Source organism: Microbulbifer sp. SAOS-129_SWC, assembly GCF_039696035.1.
Lineage (GTDB): Bacteria > Pseudomonadota > Gammaproteobacteria > Pseudomonadales > Cellvibrionaceae > Microbulbifer.
Map to the genome: position 1 here is coordinate 2,786,532 of NZ_CP155567.1, position 16,756 is coordinate 2,803,287.

A 16,756-nucleotide genomic window follows, 5' to 3' on the forward strand; every position below is an offset into this window, starting at 1 on the left:
CCGCAGCCAGCCCTGTGGCGCCCCTGCTGCCGATGGCTGTTTGCGGGACACGCCGCAAGTACATCCTTGTAGGCTCTAATCGGCATCCCTGCCTCATAAGGTCCCGCCAACAGCCATCGGCAGCAGGGCCTTCGCATAACGCATATCGCGCCAAGCGAGATCGCCCGCTCGACCAATTCTTACGAAGTTACCTGCTACAAATTTAAGACAAAGCGCTGCGTGTACCATTTCGAAACCGTCGGCGACAGGGCCGAAGGCGCCGTGAATGCGTGGAACGGCCGGACCGTCGCCGCCGGAGCGTACAGGGATGTATTCGCAGGGGGGCGCCGAGCTCCTTTTCGAAATGGTACACCCAGTTCTTTGCCGCCACTGAGCCAGAACAGAGCACCGTGGAAGCAACTGATCGGTTAGAGGCTGCCCAATCCGCTGACAACCGCATCCAGCACCTGCTGCAGATTCCGCCCGTCACAATCCACAGTGATATCCGCGTAGTGGCGATACAGCGCCTGGCGCTCTTCAAACAATTCCTCGAACGACTGCCCCGGAGCCTTGGCAATGCCGCGGCTTTCGTAGTTGTGAATGCGCCGGCGCAATTCGTCGGCGGAGCAGTTCAGGAAAACGATGGACCCGAAGCGGCGCAGGTTGGCCATGCCGGTCTCGCTATACACCGCGCTGCCGCCAGTGGCGATCACGTGGTTGGGCAACTCGGCCGCGGCCAGCACTTCGCCCTCGATGCGACGCAAGTTCAGGTAATCACTTTCATTCATGATTTCCTGCAGGGTTTTCTCCTCGCGCAACTGGATCAGTACATCGGTGTCGACAAAGTCCAGCGCCAGCTCCTTGGCCAGCAATACCCCCAGTGTACTCTTGCCCGCCCCCGGCATTCCGATCAGGACAACACTCTTATACTTCTTCATTTTGATCTGCTATCTACCCCAGACAGTAAATTCCGCGCGGCTCAATCCCCGCGCCGTGGCCACAACACCGCGCGCAACCAACCCAGCAGGCTATTGCCGCGCAGCAGCATTTTATCCAGCTCTTCCAGGTTGTGCGCCTGGCGAAAGGCATCGGCGAACAGCGCCTCGCGGGTGATCATACGCCGGCGCGGATTGATCTGCTTGATTTCCCGCGCCGGGTTGCCGGCCACCACGGTATTGGCCGGTACATCGCGGGTCACGATACTGCCGGCACCGACCACCGAATTATCACCAATGCTCACCCCCTTGCACACGATCGCACTGTCGCCAACCCAGACATTGTCGCCCAGGCTTACCGGCGCCGTACAGCGAAACGGCCGCGTGCGGTTGTAGAGACCGTGCCAGTCGGAATCGGAGATATAGACGTTGGCAGCGATCATGCAGCCGTTGCCGATAGTGATCGACTGCGCCGCGGAAATGCGCACGCCGGGAGAAATCAGCACACAGTCGCCGATGGTAATACGCGCGTCCGCGCCGCGGTGACCGAATGTGGTAAAACGGATGAATTTGTCCGGGGTGGAAATCAGGTGCGGGAAATCTCCCAGGAGGATATTGCCACCGAATACCTGCACCGACCCCGGGTCCATGATTTCCGGCTCGCGCCCTACCGCCTCGAACTGCGGCAGCAGAAAGTGACGGCAACGCCAGTTGCGCCAGCGCAGTTGCCAGCGTTTCAGCCAGTGGGGTCGATGATCTCTGCGCATGAAAGTTAGTCGAATAATTTTATTGAGTCGGCGCACCTGCAATCCAATTGCTTTTCCGGGAGCGCCGGTTTATGTTTTCGCCACGGAAAAATTACAAAGCGGTAACCCATGTCCCTCAAGCTGCCCATCGACGTTCACGCCATCAAGGGCTTCCTCGCCGCCCACGAGGGCGAAGCACTCTACCACCTCGCCGCAGAGGCCAGCGCCTTCGGCTCCAGCCTGGAAGTAGGCAGCTACTGTGGCAAGTCCACGCTCTATCTGGCGTCCGCCTGCAAACTGGTGGACAGCGTGCTGTTCGCCGTTGATCACCACCGCGGCTCCGAAGAGCACCAGCCGGGGGAGGAATACCACGATCCAGAGCTGTTCGACGAAGGTGTGCAGCTGATGGACAGCTTCCGCACTTTCCGCCGCAATATCCGTGCGGCACAACTGGAAGAATGGGTTGTGCCCGTCGTCGCGCCGTCGGCGGTGGCCGCGCGGTGCTGGAATACACCCCTGGGGCTGGTATTTATCGACGGCGGCCACTCACTGGAAGCCGCGATGACCGACTACCGCAGCTGGGCGCGCCATATCGTGCCCGGTGGCTACCTGGCAATTCACGATATTTTTCCCGATCCCGCCGACGGCGGCCAGGCGCCCTACGATATCTACAAACTAGCGCTGGCTTCCGCCCAATTCGAGCTGGTGGAGATGGTCGGCACCCTCGGCGTCCTGCGCCGCGTCTGAACGCAGCGCCACCGAGGTAAACAGGTCGCAGGCCGGCGTCAGCCGCGCCAGCGCATCCGCGGCCAGCAGCATCGCGCCCACGGTCCAGGTGGTTTTCTCCTCCGGCCAGATGGCACTGTCGCGATAGACATACCCGGTCCAGTAGCCGCCGTCGCTGTCCTGCCAGCGATGCAGCCCGCGGTACAGTTTCTCCGCGCGGCTGCGCTCGCCCGCAGCCACCAGCGCCATCGTCAGTTCGCAGGATTCGGCTACCGTCACCCACGGCTCGTCGTTGACACAGCGACAGCCGAGGCCAGCGACGACAAATTCATCCCATTTTTTCTGCAGGCGCGCCCGCGCCGCAGTGCCACTGAAAACGCCAGTCAGCACCGGGTAAAACCAGTCCATCGAGAAGCGCGCCTTGCTCTCCCAGGTGCGATCAAAACGCTGCGGGCGCTCGCGCAGTGCCGTACCCAGCGCCGCCCGCGCGCGCCCCCAGTGTGGCCGCGGCTGGCCGAGGGTGTGGGCGATATTGATCGCACATTCGAGACTTTTGTAAATGGAGGCACAGCCGGTGATCAGCGCATCTTCTTTCGCCACTCCATCGCTGTCCACCGCCCAGTGTATTTCGCCGTGCTCCGTCTGCAGCGCCAGCACGAAATCGATGGCGCGCTCCACGGTCGGCCAATAGTCGCGCAGGAAAGCGCGATTGCCACTGATCAGGAAGTGCTGCCAGACACCGGTGGCAACGTAGGCGACAAAGTTGCTCTCGCGCCGCTCGCGGTTGTGTACCGCCCCGGCCTGGTACGCCGCCCACCAGCTGCCGTCTTGCAGTTGGGTTTCCGCGAGCCAGCCATAGGCGCGCTCGGCCGCGGCATACTCACCGGCAATGCTGAGCCCCATGGCCGCTTCTACATGATCCCACGGATCGGCGTAGCCGCCATCGAACCAGGGTATGGATCCATCCGGCAACTGGCAGCCGAGGATATAGGCCGCGCTGTTGCGTACAAACCCCTCCGGGAACGGGGCCTTTGTGTTAATCGCGTTCAAACCGCGGCCTCCATTGCTCGCGGTGAATCAACGCCCAGCGGCCGCTGCTGTTCAGGCTTTGGCGGCTTGATGAAATACAGCACCACGCTCTTGCCGATCAGCGGGTTCAGCAACCTCTCGAGCGCGCGCGTCAGTATCGGTTTGCGCATCAGGTCCCACACCAGCAGGCGATGATAGACATCCAGCAGCCGCGACTGCGGCCGATGCCACAGCCAGCACTTCAGCCACCAGTAGGGCGAATGCAGTGCGTGGGCCTTGTGGCGGGCAAAAAAGCGGTGACCGAGTTTTTCAATGCTGCCGCGCAGCTGGCGCTCGCGAAAAATCCGGATATGGCCACCCTCAACCTGGTGGTATTCGTCACTCAGTTTCCAGCATACCCACTCGGGCAGGAATGCCGGCACGCTGGCGGCGAAGATCCCCGCCGGTTTCAATACCCGGTCGATCTCCGCCAGTACGCCGGTGTAATCGTCGATATGCTCGAGGACTTCGGAACAGATGATCGCATCGAACGTGTTGTCGGCAAACGGCAGCCGCAAGCCGTCGGCCACGCTCAGCAGCAGACGCCCACGCTGTTGCGCCTGTTCGGCAAATGGCCGCGCGCGTTGTTGTGCGGTGCGCAGATCTTTCATATTCAAATCGACACCGACCACGTCGACATCGTCACTAATGGCGAAGTGAATCGCATGGCGGCCTTCACCGCAACCGAGATCAAGCAGGCGCTGGCCCGGCCGCAGGCCCAGTTGTCGCGGATCTACGGTAATCATCAGGCTGCCTCCGCGTCATTTTTCCCGGACGCATTTGTACCGGAGGCATTACCACCCGCGTCGAGGTAGTCATCAGCGCGGATTTCTTCGGCCGTCGAGGTCGATGCGGCCGGCGCCGGTGCACCCAGCACGCGGCGGTAATAGTCCACCAGCCGCTCTGCGGCCAGGCGCCAGGAGAATTGCGCGAGGATACGTGCCCTGCCCCGCTCGCCCAGTTCCGCGCGCAGCGCCGGGTCGTCGAGAAGCTTTTGCAGTGCGCCGGCCAGTGCCGCGCTGTCACCGGCGGGAACCACCACCCCGGCATCCCCCACGACTTCCGGCAGCGCGCCGCCGTCACTGGAGATCACCGGCGCGCCGCAGGCCATGGCCTCGCCGGCGGGTAGACCGAAGCCCTCATAGAGCGACGGGCACACCACGATACCCGCGGCGGCGTAATAATTCGCCATTTCGCGGTTGGAAATCCCGGACACGAATTGCACCGCGCCCCCCAGCTGCAATTCTTCGAGCAGTTGCTCGGTAGCACCGCCGGACTGCAGCTTACCCACCACCAGCAGCTCCAGGTCGGGATAGCGCCGGCGCAGTTTCGCCAGCGCGCGCAGCAGGAAGCGCAGCCCCTTGAGTGGCTGGTCCGCCGAGGCGGTGGTCATCAAGCGCCGCGGATTGCGAGTGATCTGCGCCTGCGGGCGAAACACATCGGTATCGATACCGTTGTAAATCAGCTGAATCTGCTCCGCCGGCACGCCGAACTGTTCGACGATATCACGCTCGGACTGGCGCGAAACGGTGACGATATGGCGCAGCTTGCGCGACACCCGGATCTGCATGCGCAGGAAGCTGTACCAGCGGCGCACCAGCAGGCGGTAGCCCCAGTCCGGTGCGGCGTCCAGCGCCAGCTGGCGATCGCGGGTGATCGGGTGGTGAATGGTGGCAACCACTGGCAGGCCGGCCTTTTCGATATCGAGCAGGCCGTAACAGAGGGACTGGTTGTCGTGGATGATATCGTAGCGGCTGCCGTGCTCGCGCAGGTATCTGGCCACCCGCCGACCGAAGGTGTAAGGCTCGACGAAACCGCCGCTGAGTTTGCCCCACCACTCGGAAAAATCGGCCCACGACAGCAGGTGCCGCAAGCGCAGCGCGCGGGTGGGATGCTCACTTTCAAACAGGTTCAGGCCGGGCATTTTGATCAGCCGCACGCGCGGATCCAGTTCCGGGTAAGGAGCACCGGAAATGACATCGACCGAATGGCCGGCCTCCACCAGTGCCCGGCTCAGGTAGTGCAGATACACGCCCTGACCGCCGCAGTACGGATGGCTCCGGTAGCCCAGCAGGCAGATGTTGAGTGGCTGCGCGGATACGCGTGTCGGACCGTCTGCATAATTCCCCAAGGCGGTCATGAAATCCCCATTAATCTTGTTCTACTGCCGGCGTGAAGGCGAAGAATACACCGGCGCGGAAGTGACCGCCAGGCAAAAACGGTCCACCAACGTGTCAAAGCCGACAGTCTTTTCGGGGGTAAAAACAGGCGCGGCAGGCAGCGGCGCAAGGGCCGCTGCCTGCCTTTGTGCGGGTGGGAGCGCTCAGAAGCTGAACTTGTATCCGATGCCCAGGTTGAACATCCACGGGTTGACGTCCATATCGTCGCGTATGCGTACCGGCAGGATTACACTATCGCCGAAGCCCGGCGGACGGGTATCGGTATCGTAGCCCAGCGACAGGTGCGGAGTGGCATCCACGTACATCGCCGAGGCATTGATCTGCCAGGCGCTGTCGATACCGAAATTGAAGTCGACACCAATCTGCGCGGTCCAGCTGAGATCACTACCGAAATCGATCAATCCCTGGCGACGGCCCTGATCGTAGCCGAAGACCGGGCGCAGCCAATCCTCATCGACATTCAGGTAGGCCACGCCAAGGCCGACATAGGGCTGGATCAGGCAGTTGGGGCCAAGCGGATACCAGTTGGCCAGAATACTGGTGGTGTCGGTATCGATACTGCCGAGGTCCTGGGAGAACTCGCCAATGAAATCTGTATCCGTGGCGGCGCTCGAGTACATGGTGGCATCGTGACTGGCGTTGTCGTAGTGATACAACTCCAGACCGAAGTGTTGCATCGGCTTCCAGGCAAAGCTGATATACCACGTGGTGTCGTTGTCGAGATCCAGCCGGGTACCGACATCCACCGGCACATTTTCCACCACCGGATTGTCTTCGGTTCCGGTGCTCGGGTCGTCGACGACAAAGGACTGTACCCCGGAATAAGCCTTACTGTCCGGTTCAACGTAAGCGGCGCCGATGCGTATCATAAAACTGTTGGTAGGCGGGGCCGCCTGAACCGGGTAACCGGAGGGTCCCGCGAATGCCGATTCCGCGGCGAGGCCGGCGCAACCCGCCACAGCCAGGGGGATGAGGAGGGGCTTGAATTTCATGGGGTAACTCCTTTTAACGCTGAAAAGCTCCTTCGCCGCAGTTGCGGTTACACACCAGTATAGGTGGCCTTCAGCAAGCTGCAGAATAGCTTCCCCTCCGAAAGCGGCTTTAGCAGAACGATATTCCGCCAGAGTTTTGCGGCACAAAAAAAATGCCCGCCGATTGGCGGGCCAGTTTTCTCGAACACACTTTCAGGAGGAGAGTAAAGCGCGTTGTGCGCCTAGTCATAGGTATAGCAAAAGATCGCCGGCCGCTGTTGTCGCTGTCGTAAAAGCCAACGAGTAAAGCCCCTCCGCCCGAAATTTCCCCACCGATTTTAGACCCGGTGGAGGTAACTCTGGTATTCCACGTCCGTTACCCGGGCACCGATCTCCGCCAGCTCCTGGCGCTTCAGCAACAGGAACAGTTCGGCGAAACGCGGATCCAGATACTGCGGCCACAGCGGACTCTTCTGGAAACGCTCGAGCGCCCCACTCCAGGTATTGACCAGCTGCTCGCTCTCCACCTGATAGGCGTCGCCCTCGACCGGCGCCGGTGCCTCCAGGCGGTTTTCGATGCCGTGGCACACGCCGGTGAGAATCGCCGCCAGAGCGAGGTAGGGGTTCACATCAGCACCGGCGATGCGGTGCTCGATGCGCCGCGCTTCCGGCGCGCTGGCGGGCACCCGCAGCGTGGTGGTGCGGTTGTCGTAACCCCAGCACAAATTGAGGGGCGCGTGGGAGCTTTCCTGGAAACGCCGGTAGGAGTTACTGTGCGGCGCGAAAAACGCCATTGCGTCGTTGGCGGTAGCAAGCATACCGGCCGCCGCCTGGCGCAGCAGCTCGGAGCCCTCGTTGCTGCCGTCGTTGAAGACATTCTTACCGCTGTCGTCAATCAGGCTCATATGCACGTGCATGCCATTGCCGGCCTGGTTGCCAAATGGCTTGGCCATGGTCGTGACGCGCAAACCATGACTGCGGGCGACCCCCTTCAGCAGCCGTTTGAACAGCAGCGTCTGGTCGGCCACCCTGACCGGGTCGGCACTGTGCAGCAGGTTGATTTCGAACTGCCCCGGGGCGCACTCCGACAGCACCGAATCCGCGGGAATTCCCTGCGCCTCACAGGCGGCCCGCACATCGGCGAAGAAGTGGCGCTGGGCGTCCAGTTCCGACAGGTCATAGACATCGGTGGACGGCACCAGATCGGCATCGTTGTCGCTGACCGGTCGCGGCCGCTCCAGGTGATCGACCTCTTCACGCAGCAGGTAGAACTCGATCTCGGTGGCGCACACGGCGGTATAACCGAGTTCCTTCAGGCGCGCGACCACCCGCTGCAGCTGGCTGCGCGCATCGGCGTAGAGCGGCGAACCGTCCGCTTCGTGCAGCTGCATGTGCAGTTGTGCGGTCTCTTCGCGATGCCAGGGCGCGGCGCAGATGGGGGAAACCGGCAGGCACACACCATCGCTGTCGCCGCTGGCAAATAACAGCGGGCTGTTCTCGACATCCCGCCCCCAGACATCGAGGCTGGCGGCACTGCGCGGCATCTGTAACGCGCCCTTGAGCAGCTTCTCCGCCGACTCCGCCGGCAGCCACTTACCGCGGGGAATGCCGTTGATATCGAACATGAAACCCTCGATCCATTTCAGATCGGGGTGCTCGCCGAGGAATTTAAGGGACTGTTCCTGCAATTCCGTGGACGGGGTGAATTCTTTTTCCTGAGACATACATTGCCTTTGGTATTTCGGGGCCGGGCGATTACCGGCCGGCCCCCTGGCGATCCTGCGGCCGGAGATTGTTCGCGAGACACGCGGGGAATACATCCCCTTGCGCGCGTAATCGGCACCCTGCCTCATACGGTCCCGCGAACATCCTGCCAGCAGGCCGTTCGCTGTGATCGTTCAAATTCTTCCGGAGATCCGGGTTCTCCTGCGGGCATTCGGGCGGAGCCGTTGCCGCCGGCCGCCTGCCCAACCACCTGAACGGTAATCGTTTTGCAAGCGGCTCCCCACAACAGCGACTGCGCACCGGGTTTTACTGCCCTTTCAAGCCCTCCGGCTCCGGGAATCTTACGCGAACGCCTTGGCTGTGTCGTCCAGCGCCCGGTGGGCTTTTTCGACCAGCTCGTCCACCTGCTCGGTGGTGATGATCAGCGGCGGGGCGATGATCATGGTGTCGCCGGTAGCGCGCATCACCAGGCCATGCTTGATGCTCATGTCGCGGCATACGGCTCCGGCAGTGCAGTCATCATCGAAACGGGCGCGGCTACCCTTGTCCTTGACCAGCTCCAGTGCACCAACCATACCCAGGCTGCGCGCCTCGCCGACAATCGGGTGCTCGGCCAGTTCGGCCCAGCGCTTGGCCAGGTAGGGACCGGTCACATCGCGCACATTTTCGATGATCTTCTCATTGCGCAGGATATTGATCGTGGCCAGACCCGCCATGCAGGCGGCCGGGTGCGCGGAGTAGGTGTAGCCGTGGGTAAACTCACCGCCCTTGGACTTGATCACATCCGCAACGCGGTCGCTGACCATGGTGCCGCCCAGCGGGAAGTAGCCGTTGGTGACCGCCTTGGCGAAGGTCATCAGGTCCGGCTGCATGCCGTAATAGTCGGCCCCGAACCACTCGCCGGTGCGGCCGAAGCCGAAAATCACTTCGTCCATCACCAGCAGGATGTCGTACTGGTCCAGCACCTTTTTCACTTCCGGCCAGTAGGTTTCCGGCGGAATGATCACACCACCGGCACCCTGGATCGGCTCGGCGATAAACGCCGCTACCTTTTCCGGGCCCAGTTCCTGGATCTTCTTATCCAGCGCACGGGCAGCCTGAAGGCCGAACTCTTCCGGAGACAGGTCGGCGCCCTCGCCGAACCAGTAGGGCTGCTCGATGTGCTCGATGTAGTCCAGGGACTGGAACTGCTTGTGCATGCCGCCCATACCGCCGAGGCTGGCACCGCCAATGGTGGAGCCGTGGTAGGCATTCTGACGCGAAATGACGATGCGCTTCTCGGGCTGCTCTTGCAGATCCCAGTAGCGGCGGATGAGACGCAGGTTGGTGTCGTTGGCCTCGGAACCGGAACCGGTAAAGAAGACATTGTTCAGGTGCGCCGGGGTCACTTCCGCCAGAGCATCCGCCAGCTCGATGGAGGGGATGGTGGTGCACTGGAAGAAGCTGTTATAGAACGGCAGGGTGTTCAGCTGCTCGTAGATGGCATCGCTGATTTCCTTGCGGCTGTAGCCCAGGTTGCAGCACCACAGGCCGGACATGCCGTCGAGCATCTTGTGGCCGTCAATATCGGTGATGTAGGCGCCTTCCGCGCTGGTGATCACGCGGGTGCCCTGTTTGCCGAGGTCGTGGAAATCGGTAAAAGGGTGCAGCAGGTGCTCGCGGTCGTGTTGTTGCAGTTGACTCTTGTTCATGGTCTCGCTCCTGGCTCGTTACTTCGAGATCCATTCCACCGTCCGGCCGGGACCGGTCCCAGGGAATTGCCTCTCTCCAATTTGTGATCACATTTTAGGGGTGACCAGTGGGAGAGTGCAAGATCTATCGACTCCAGCGCTACCACTATAGTGATGACACCACTCAGCCCCCCGCGCCGCCCCCCTCCTGCGCCGCGCCCTGACCGGTCATAGCCTCGGGGCGCAGCGCCTCCTGCAGCGCTTCGGCCGTCATCCACTCGGCCTCCAACACCAGTTCGGCCACGGAGCGGCCGGACTCCAGCGCGCGACGCGCAATCTCCGAGGTGCGGGCATAGCCCAGGTAGGGGTTGAGGGCAGTCACCAGGCCGACACTCTGTTCCAGGTGGCCGCGGCAGACGGCGGCGTTGGCGGTAATCCCGGTAATACAGTCGCGGCGCAGGGAGGCCATGGCGGCGGTCAGATAGCCAATGGATTCCAGCAGTTTGAAGCCAATCAGCGGTTCCATCGCATTCAGCTGCAGCTGGCCCGCCTCGGCGGCCATGGTGACCGCGGTGTCATTGCCTATCACGCTGAACGCCACCTGGTTCACCGCCTCCGGAATCACCGGGTTCACCTTGCCCGGCATAATCGACGAGCCCGGCTGGCGCTCGGGCAAGTTAATCTCGTTGAAACCACAGCGCGGCCCGGACGACAGCAGGCGCAGGTCGTTGCAGATCTTCGACAGCTTGATGGCCGTGCGCTTGAGCAGGCCCGACAGCATCACGAACGCGCCCATATCCGAGGTCGCCTCCACCAAGTCGGCGGCCGCGCAGACCGGTACCCCGGCGATCTGCCGCAGGTGGCGGATCGCGCACGCGCGGTACTCGGGCTCGCTATTGAGGCCGGTGCCAATCGCCGTGCCGCCCAAATTGATCTCACTGAGCAGTGCGCTGACTTCGTCGAGCCGCGCCACCTCCTCGCCGATGTTGGTGGCAAAGGCACCGAATTCCTGTCCCAGGGTCATGGGCACCGCATCCTGCAACTGGGTGCGGCCCATTTTAGTGATAGAGCGGAACGCCGCGCTCTTGTCCGCCAGCGCATCACGCAGTGCCCCAGTCTCAGCGCGCAACCGGCGCAGGCCAAAAATCAACGCCAAGCGCAGTGCGGTGGGATACACGTCATTGGTCGATTGCGACATATTGACGTGGATATTGGGGTGCAGGCGTGCGTATTCGCCGCGCGCGCGCCCGAGTAATTCCAGTGCGCGGTTGGCGATCACCTCGTTGGCATTCATATTGGTGGAAGTGCCGGCACCGCCCTGAATCATGTCCACGCAGAAGGCATCGTGCAGCCGGCCGTCGATGATTTCGTCGCAGGCCAGCAGAATCGCGTCGGCCTGCTCCGGGTCGAGCTTGAGCAGGTCGCGGTTAGCGCGGGCACAGGCCTTTTTCACCATCGCCAGCGCGACCACCAGATCGGGAAAATGCTGCAGTGGTATGCCACTGATACTGAAATTTTCCAGCGCGCGCAGGGTCTGCACACCATAGTAGGCCGCGTCGGGCACCCAGCGCTCGCCCAGCAGGTCCTGCTCCACGCGGTAGCCGTCGGAAGGATTCATAGGGGAATTCCGCAAAAGAAAAATCACAGTGAATCCGGAATGCGGCCGCACCCCGGAGAAATCACAACAACCGAATCAGTGGATATCGATACTGATCGGCTCCACCGACAGCTTCACACCGCTGATGGAATACTGATCCTTGGTGCCGGAGCCGTAGCGCCAGTAGCCGCGGCTGTCATCGGTTTGCCGGAAGCGGAACCGCACACCGTGGCCACTCTCATCGAACGTGTAGCGGCGTAACTCGCGCGACTCGCTGTTATCCAGCAGGGAAAAACCCAGCATCTGCTCGAGGCGGTTGTTGGGCAGCGCCATACCGCCACCCTGCTCCACCCGATAGCCGAAGGCCTCATGCCCGGCAGTCGCAGAGCCGTGCACGCGCAGAGTTCCGGCCCGCCAGTTGTAGCGATCACCATCACTGAGCACCGTCATACCGATGCCCCGCGCGGCAAATCCCGCCGACTGTTCGCCGCCGGACTGATCGACAAAGCGCGCCGAGCGCGCATCGAGGATCGTCACGCACCCTCGCCCCAGCACCAGTAGTTCATCGCGGTCGAGATCCGCGAACATGGCGGTGTCCTCATCGACGCCGAACCCGAGCCGCGGCCGCTCCCCGAGCGGCTGCGCCAACGCCCGCACGAGGCGACCGAGACGACTCTTGCGATCGAAATGCTGGTCGACGATTCCGCCGCGAAAAAAGCCCAGGCCCGGCTGCAACATTAAGCGCCCGGATTCCTGTGATTCCATCCCGGCATAATTGCGGGCCAGCGGCTGCGTCAGCGCGGTGAGTGAATCTCCAGCGGCAATCATGGGCGACGACATGATCGCGGCGCCGGCGCTGGTACCGCCGATCACCGCCCCGTTGGCCAGCTGTCGGCGGATCGCGGCCAGTAGCGGCGAGTCACCGCCGCCCTTGCGCAGCAGCGCATTGGTTATGCGAGTCTGGTCACCGCCGACAAACCAGATACCACCGACCGTTGCCATCTGTTTTACCACTGCCGGGTCATAAGCGCCGCGCGCCCAGCGGCTCTCATCCTGATCCGTGTGCGGATCATCCTTAAGTGCCACCGGCAGGATATGCACGTGCCCGGCAAACCCGTAGTGCTGCAGATCGGCGCGAAATTGCTCTGCGTAGTGCGCCGGCCTGCCCGAGGCGACCGGCACTACCGCTACATCCGGATACTGTGCCGGAATCGCAGCAATATAGGCGCGGTAAATTTCCGCGTTGTCGCTGCGCAGCGCGCCGCCGACAATCATCAGTTTGCCGGCGGCGTGACAACCACCGGCGGCCAGGGTCAGCAGCAGTGCCAACAGGGAATGGAAGACTCTGGCTCTCATAGTGTTAGCTCCAAATAAGTCAACTGGCCCGGCGCTGTTCGACAACCGGGATCCAATGCGGACCGGGGCCCGCCGTAAACTGTTGCCGCTCGGTACGCGGCGAGCAGCCGAAGTGATTGCGAAATGCGCGACTGAAATGTGACGGTGAACTGAAACCGCAGCGGTGGCCTATCTCTTCGATGCTGCAACCACTGTGGTGCAACAGGTCCCGCGCCAGCGAAAGGCGCAGACCAATATAAAAACGCGCCGGCAACTGACAGGCAAAGCGCCGGAAGACCCGCTCGAGCTTCTTACAGGTAACGCCCAGGTAACCGGCAATCTCACTGGTGGCCAGTGGCTCCGACAGATTGTTGCGCATCAGCGCCTGAGCTTCTGCCAGCAGGGCGCGATCGTCGACCTGGCAGTTCAACGCTGCACGACTGCCATGCTGCCCCCCCCGCCACATCGGCAGCAGAGTATCGAGCATTGCCGCTACCGACTCCTCGCCGCTGCAGGTCCAGATATGACCATCGCGACTGAAGGGCCCGCTACTCTGGGCAAAGCAGCGCTCGGCCGGAGGCAATAGCGCCTGCAACGATTCCGGCAGACTCAGCTGGCGATTACGCAGTAGCCCCAACTGGGCGAGCAGCAGGCCACCGCTGGCGATACCGACCAGATAACCGCAATCAACCACGCCGCGCGCCAATCGCTGGCACAGCGGCACCGGCACCTCCAGTGCCCGGCGGCCACCGCAGATCACCAGCGTGTGCGCGATCGGTGTGTCGGCCGGCAGCACCTGCGCCTGAACCCGCACCCCGTGTTCCGCCGCCACCATCTTGTCTTCGAGACTGTAAATCAGCGGCGAGCCACCGGCAGCCAGAGTAAAGCGTTCCATCAGTACGCCCAGGGCCGCCATCGGAAATCCAGGCAGTAAAATTACGGCGACAGCGCTGGCGGCCTGTGCAGTGCTCACCGGCTGAAAGCCCCCCGAAAGCGATTGTGACCGTCGAAAAACTGCCACGTGCCCCGTGCCATAACGTGGCGGATCTCGAAGGAATCGGGATCAACCAGACACAGGTCGGCATCCTGCCGCGGAGCGATGCACCCTTTATGGCGCAGCCCCAGCACCCGCGCCGGATTGGTCGTGACCGCCTGCAGTGCCATGACGAAATCCACCTGCTCGTCACGCACCGCACGACGGAATTCATCAAACAGGCTCGCCACCGAGCCCACTTCGATATCCTGCAGCGCGCCGTTATCGCAGAAATTGGTCAGCGAGCCCTGCGCGTCCGACGACAGTGTCAACCGGTCGGCCGGCGCACCCGCTTCCAGTGCGCAGCGCAGCGCACGGCTTGCCCGCAGCTCGCCGGAAGCCAGGATCTCCTCGGTGGTGGAGGCCGTAAAGTCGATGAAACCGCCCGCACACGTAAACTCCACGCCGTGCGCAAGCAGGGATTCATTGCGGTTCATATGAGTCGGATAAAACTGGGTGATGGGGAGATCGGACTGTTCCACTGCCGCAAATAACGGCTCCAAACGCCCTGGCGCCCCCCCCACGTGGACACTGATCACGCCGCTTTTACCGGCGAGCAAACCCGCCACGCGCGCATCCGAGGCTACCCGCACCAGTTCCTGTATCGACGGATTCGAGGAGCGGTGATCGGAAATTGCCAACTCCCCTACCCCGATAATGTTGTGCACCAACATGATGTCGGTGCGCACACTGCCGGTCAGCGTATTGACCGGAAACTGGTAGGAGCCACTGTGCATGTAGCAGCTGAGCCCCTGCGCATCGAGCGCACGCGCCTTGCCGTACAGTTCGTTCAGGGTACGCGTGGTGGCATCGGTGCCTAACACGCCGATCACCGTGGTCACACCGGCGGCGAAGGCCTCGCGCGGATCCAGCTCCGGGGTGCGCGAGGCGAATCCGCCCTCGCCACCACCGCCGCTGATATGTACCAGAGAATCCACCAGTCCCGGCAGCATCCAGGCACCGTCGGCATCCACCGTCTCGCCGAGACTCTGTGGCAGTTCCAGGTTCTGGTCGACGCGGGCGATCTTGTCGCCGGCCACCAGTACATCGCAGTAACCAAAGTCGCGCGGTGCGTAGACGCGGGCATTTTTTATTAAGGTAATTTTTGACATAGCAATCGAAACCTCAGAAACCGGTCAGCGCGGCCAGCACCACCGCCAGTGAAGCGAGCGCGAACAACCCCGCCTGCAACGGCAGGACAAAGCGAATCCACACCCCCCAGTCCAGCCGCGCTGCGCCCAGACAGCCCATCAACGCCGCCGATGTCGGCACAACAATATTGGTAAAGCCGTCGCCCAGCTGGAAGGCCAGCACTGCCGTCTGGCGGCTGACGCCGACCACGTCCGACAATGGCGCCATGATCGGCATGGTCAGCGCCGCCTGGCCGGAACCGGAAGTCACAAAGAAATTGAATATGGTTTGAAAGATCAGCATGAACCACGCAGACACCGCCCCGGACACATCACCGAGAACGCCGCCGGCCCAGTGCAGAATGGTGTTGAGCACACTGGCGCCGGTAGGATCGTCGCCACCCAGCAGCAATACGATGCCCTTGGCGAAGGCCACCACCATCGCCGCCGGCAGCAATTGCTGCGCACCCTCTTTAAACGCCTCCGCGGCGCGGTTGGCGGTAAGGCCGTTGAGGCGAAACAGAATCGCCACCGCGGCGATCACCACGCCGGTGGTAAAGAACTGTGTGGCAATTTCCGGCAGGAAATAACCGCGCTGCACCACGCCCCAGATCATCCAGGCAATACCCGCGGCAAACAGCAACAACACGACACCGTCGCCGCGCACCATTTTTTCGCGCACTGTGGCCTGTGGCGTGTCCGCGGTGTCCTGGCGGCGGCGGAACACGGCATCGGATCCGTGCGCCAGGGATAGCTCCGGGCGCCGCTGGATACGGCGCGCATAGAAAATGGTGTAGCCCGCCAGCATGACCGTAGCCACAAACCACAACACCATGCGCGCTACGCTGCCGGACATCACCGGCACGCCGGCAATACCCTGGGCGATACTGACCCCGAACGGATTCATCCACGAGGTGGCAAAGCCCACCTGCGTGGCCACGTAGGTGACCAGCAGCGCGGTGATGCTGTCGTAGCCCATGGAGATCAGTAGCGGCACCAGGATCAGCGTGAACGGAATCACCTCCTCGCCCATGCCGAACACCGCGCCGCCGATGGAAAACAGCACACACAGCACCGCGAGATAGAGATGACCCGCATCGCGGTTACGCGCAATCACCTGAAACAGGCCGCGCTCCACCGAGCCGCTGGCGAAAATCAGCCCGAAAGCGCCGCCGGTCAGCAGGATAAACGCGAACACACCGATGGAAGCGCCCCACTTGGTGCCGGACACCATGCCTTCAAAGGGAAAGTTCAGCAGGCCAATGCGACCACCCTCGGCAAACAGCGGCATTCCCTCGGGATCTGCCGTCACCTGTCGATAGGTATCCGGATCGATCACCGTGCGCTCACCGCCATTCACCTGCGTGACGAGCGTCTCGTAACTGCCGGCCGGAATCAGGAAATTGAGCGCAAATGCCAGCAACGCCACGCCCAGCAGGATCAGGTAGGTATCCGGCATGGTCCAGCGCGACGCGGACGCGACAATCGGAACGCTGTCCGGCGCGGTTTCGGATCCGGGTTCGGAAACGGAGACTTGCATAGAGTTACACCATTATTTTTTTCGTTTCTGTGGCAACACCACATCGGCGACGAACGACGCCGCCGGCGCAGCACACAGGGTTAGCAGGCTGCTGAAAAATACTTTTCAGCAGCCTGCTAAC

14 protein-coding genes are annotated in these 16,756 nt (G+C 62.3%); 1 reads left to right on the forward strand and 13 read right to left on the reverse strand.

Features of this window, described 5'->3' with window-relative positions:
- Positions 1 to 407: 407 nt before the first annotated feature.
- The gene (locus ABDK11_RS12070) at positions 408 to 917 is read right to left on the reverse strand and encodes a shikimate kinase (RefSeq protein ID WP_346836757.1); all 510 of its coding nucleotides are present in this window, start codon (positions 915 to 917) and stop codon (positions 408 to 410) included.
- Between the two features lie 41 nt (positions 918 to 958).
- Positions 959 to 1,681, reverse strand: a complete 723-nt coding sequence (locus ABDK11_RS12075) for an acyltransferase (protein WP_346836758.1) — start codon at positions 1,679 to 1,681, stop codon at positions 959 to 961.
- A gap of 108 nt (positions 1,682 to 1,789) precedes the next feature.
- On the opposite strand from ABDK11_RS12075, the gene ABDK11_RS12080 reads away from it, so the two are divergent.
- Complete coding sequence (locus ABDK11_RS12080) at positions 1,790 to 2,407, forward strand: class I SAM-dependent methyltransferase (RefSeq protein WP_346836759.1); 618 nt, start codon at positions 1,790 to 1,792, stop codon at positions 2,405 to 2,407.
- Here the strand turns inward: ABDK11_RS12080 and ABDK11_RS12085 are convergent.
- The 11 genes from ABDK11_RS12085 to yfcC form a co-directional block, all read right to left on the reverse strand.
- Complete coding sequence (locus ABDK11_RS12085; RefSeq protein ID WP_346836760.1) at positions 2,336 to 3,436, reverse strand: prenyltransferase/squalene oxidase repeat-containing protein; 1,101 nt, start codon at positions 3,434 to 3,436, stop codon at positions 2,336 to 2,338. The two genes, ABDK11_RS12080 and ABDK11_RS12085, sit on opposite strands and share 72 nt — an antisense overlap.
- Entirely contained in the window at positions 3,433 to 4,200 is a 768-nt protein-coding gene (locus ABDK11_RS12090) for a class I SAM-dependent methyltransferase (RefSeq protein WP_346836761.1), read from the reverse strand. Before ABDK11_RS12090 ends, ABDK11_RS12085 begins: the two co-directional genes overlap by 4 nt.
- The gene (locus ABDK11_RS12095) at positions 4,200 to 5,594 is read right to left on the reverse strand and encodes a glycosyltransferase family 4 protein (RefSeq protein ID WP_346836762.1); all 1,395 of its coding nucleotides are present in this window, start codon (positions 5,592 to 5,594) and stop codon (positions 4,200 to 4,202) included. Before ABDK11_RS12095 ends, ABDK11_RS12090 begins: the two co-directional genes overlap by 1 nt.
- A 183-nt stretch (positions 5,595 to 5,777) precedes the next feature.
- Positions 5,778 to 6,626: an OmpW family outer membrane protein gene (locus tag ABDK11_RS12100; protein ID WP_346836763.1), complete on the reverse strand. Its 849-nt coding sequence runs from the start codon at positions 6,624 to 6,626 to the stop codon at positions 5,778 to 5,780.
- Between the two features lie 317 nt (positions 6,627 to 6,943).
- Entirely contained in the window at positions 6,944 to 8,329 is a 1,386-nt protein-coding gene (locus tag ABDK11_RS12105; protein ID WP_346836764.1) for a glutamine synthetase family protein, read from the reverse strand.
- A 342-nt stretch (positions 8,330 to 8,671) separates the two neighbouring features.
- Positions 8,672 to 10,021 carry an aspartate aminotransferase family protein gene (locus ABDK11_RS12110; RefSeq protein WP_346836765.1) on the reverse strand — a complete coding sequence of 450 codons (1,350 nt, stop codon included), beginning with the start codon at positions 10,019 to 10,021 and terminating at the stop codon, positions 8,672 to 8,674.
- A gap of 163 nt (positions 10,022 to 10,184) precedes the next feature.
- Entirely contained in the window at positions 10,185 to 11,618 is a 1,434-nt protein-coding gene (locus ABDK11_RS12115) for an aspartate ammonia-lyase (protein ID WP_346836766.1), read from the reverse strand.
- A 75-nt stretch (positions 11,619 to 11,693) separates the two neighbouring features.
- Positions 11,694 to 12,953 carry a cyanophycinase gene (locus ABDK11_RS12120; RefSeq protein ID WP_346836767.1) on the reverse strand — a complete coding sequence of 420 codons (1,260 nt, stop codon included), beginning with the start codon at positions 12,951 to 12,953 and terminating at the stop codon, positions 11,694 to 11,696.
- Between the two features lie 19 nt (positions 12,954 to 12,972).
- Positions 12,973 to 13,848 (reverse strand): helix-turn-helix domain-containing protein, encoded by an 876-nt coding sequence (locus ABDK11_RS12125; protein WP_346836768.1) that lies wholly within the window; start codon positions 13,846 to 13,848, stop codon positions 12,973 to 12,975.
- Positions 13,849 to 13,901: 53 nt separating this feature from the next.
- Complete coding sequence (gene iadA, locus ABDK11_RS12130) at positions 13,902 to 15,077, reverse strand: beta-aspartyl-peptidase (protein WP_346836769.1); 1,176 nt, start codon at positions 15,075 to 15,077, stop codon at positions 13,902 to 13,904.
- A 13-nt stretch (positions 15,078 to 15,090) separates the two neighbouring features.
- A complete protein-coding gene (yfcC, locus tag ABDK11_RS12135) occupies positions 15,091 to 16,635 on the reverse strand; it encodes a putative basic amino acid antiporter YfcC (protein ID WP_346836770.1) in 1,545 nt (514 codons plus the stop codon).
- Positions 16,636 to 16,756: the final 121 nt, after the last annotated feature.

Bases quoted from the DNA above. Each gene is read 5' to 3' on its own strand.
- ABDK11_RS12120 (WP_346836767.1), bottom strand. From the start codon at position 12,953: ATGAGAGCCAGAGTCTTCCATTCCCTGTTGGCACTGCTGCTGACCCTG.
- ABDK11_RS12115 (WP_346836766.1), bottom strand. From the start codon at position 11,618: ATGAATCCTTCCGACGGCTACCGCGTGGAGCAGGACCTGCTGGGCGAG.
- ABDK11_RS12125 (WP_346836768.1), bottom strand. From the start codon at position 13,848: ATGGCGGCCCTGGGCGTACTGATGGAACGCTTTACTCTGGCTGCCGGT.
- ABDK11_RS12110 (WP_346836765.1), bottom strand. From the start codon at position 10,021: ATGAACAAGAGTCAACTGCAACAACACGACCGCGAGCACCTGCTGCAC.
- ABDK11_RS12095 (WP_346836762.1), bottom strand. From the start codon at position 5,594: ATGACCGCCTTGGGGAATTATGCAGACGGTCCGACACGCGTATCCGCG.
- ABDK11_RS12090 (WP_346836761.1), bottom strand. From the start codon at position 4,200: ATGATTACCGTAGATCCGCGACAACTGGGCCTGCGGCCGGGCCAGCGC.
- iadA (WP_346836769.1), bottom strand. From the start codon at position 15,077: ATGTCAAAAATTACCTTAATAAAAAATGCCCGCGTCTACGCACCGCGC.
- ABDK11_RS12100 (WP_346836763.1), bottom strand. From the start codon at position 6,626: ATGAAATTCAAGCCCCTCCTCATCCCCCTGGCTGTGGCGGGTTGCGCC.
- ABDK11_RS12070 (WP_346836757.1), bottom strand. From the start codon at position 917: ATGAAGAAGTATAAGAGTGTTGTCCTGATCGGAATGCCGGGGGCGGGC.
- ABDK11_RS12080 (WP_346836759.1), top strand. From the start codon at position 1,790: ATGTCCCTCAAGCTGCCCATCGACGTTCACGCCATCAAGGGCTTCCTC.
- ABDK11_RS12075 (WP_346836758.1), bottom strand. From the start codon at position 1,681: ATGCGCAGAGATCATCGACCCCACTGGCTGAAACGCTGGCAACTGCGC.
- ABDK11_RS12105 (WP_346836764.1), bottom strand. From the start codon at position 8,329: ATGTCTCAGGAAAAAGAATTCACCCCGTCCACGGAATTGCAGGAACAG.
- yfcC (WP_346836770.1), bottom strand. From the start codon at position 16,635: ATGCAAGTCTCCGTTTCCGAACCCGGATCCGAAACCGCGCCGGACAGC.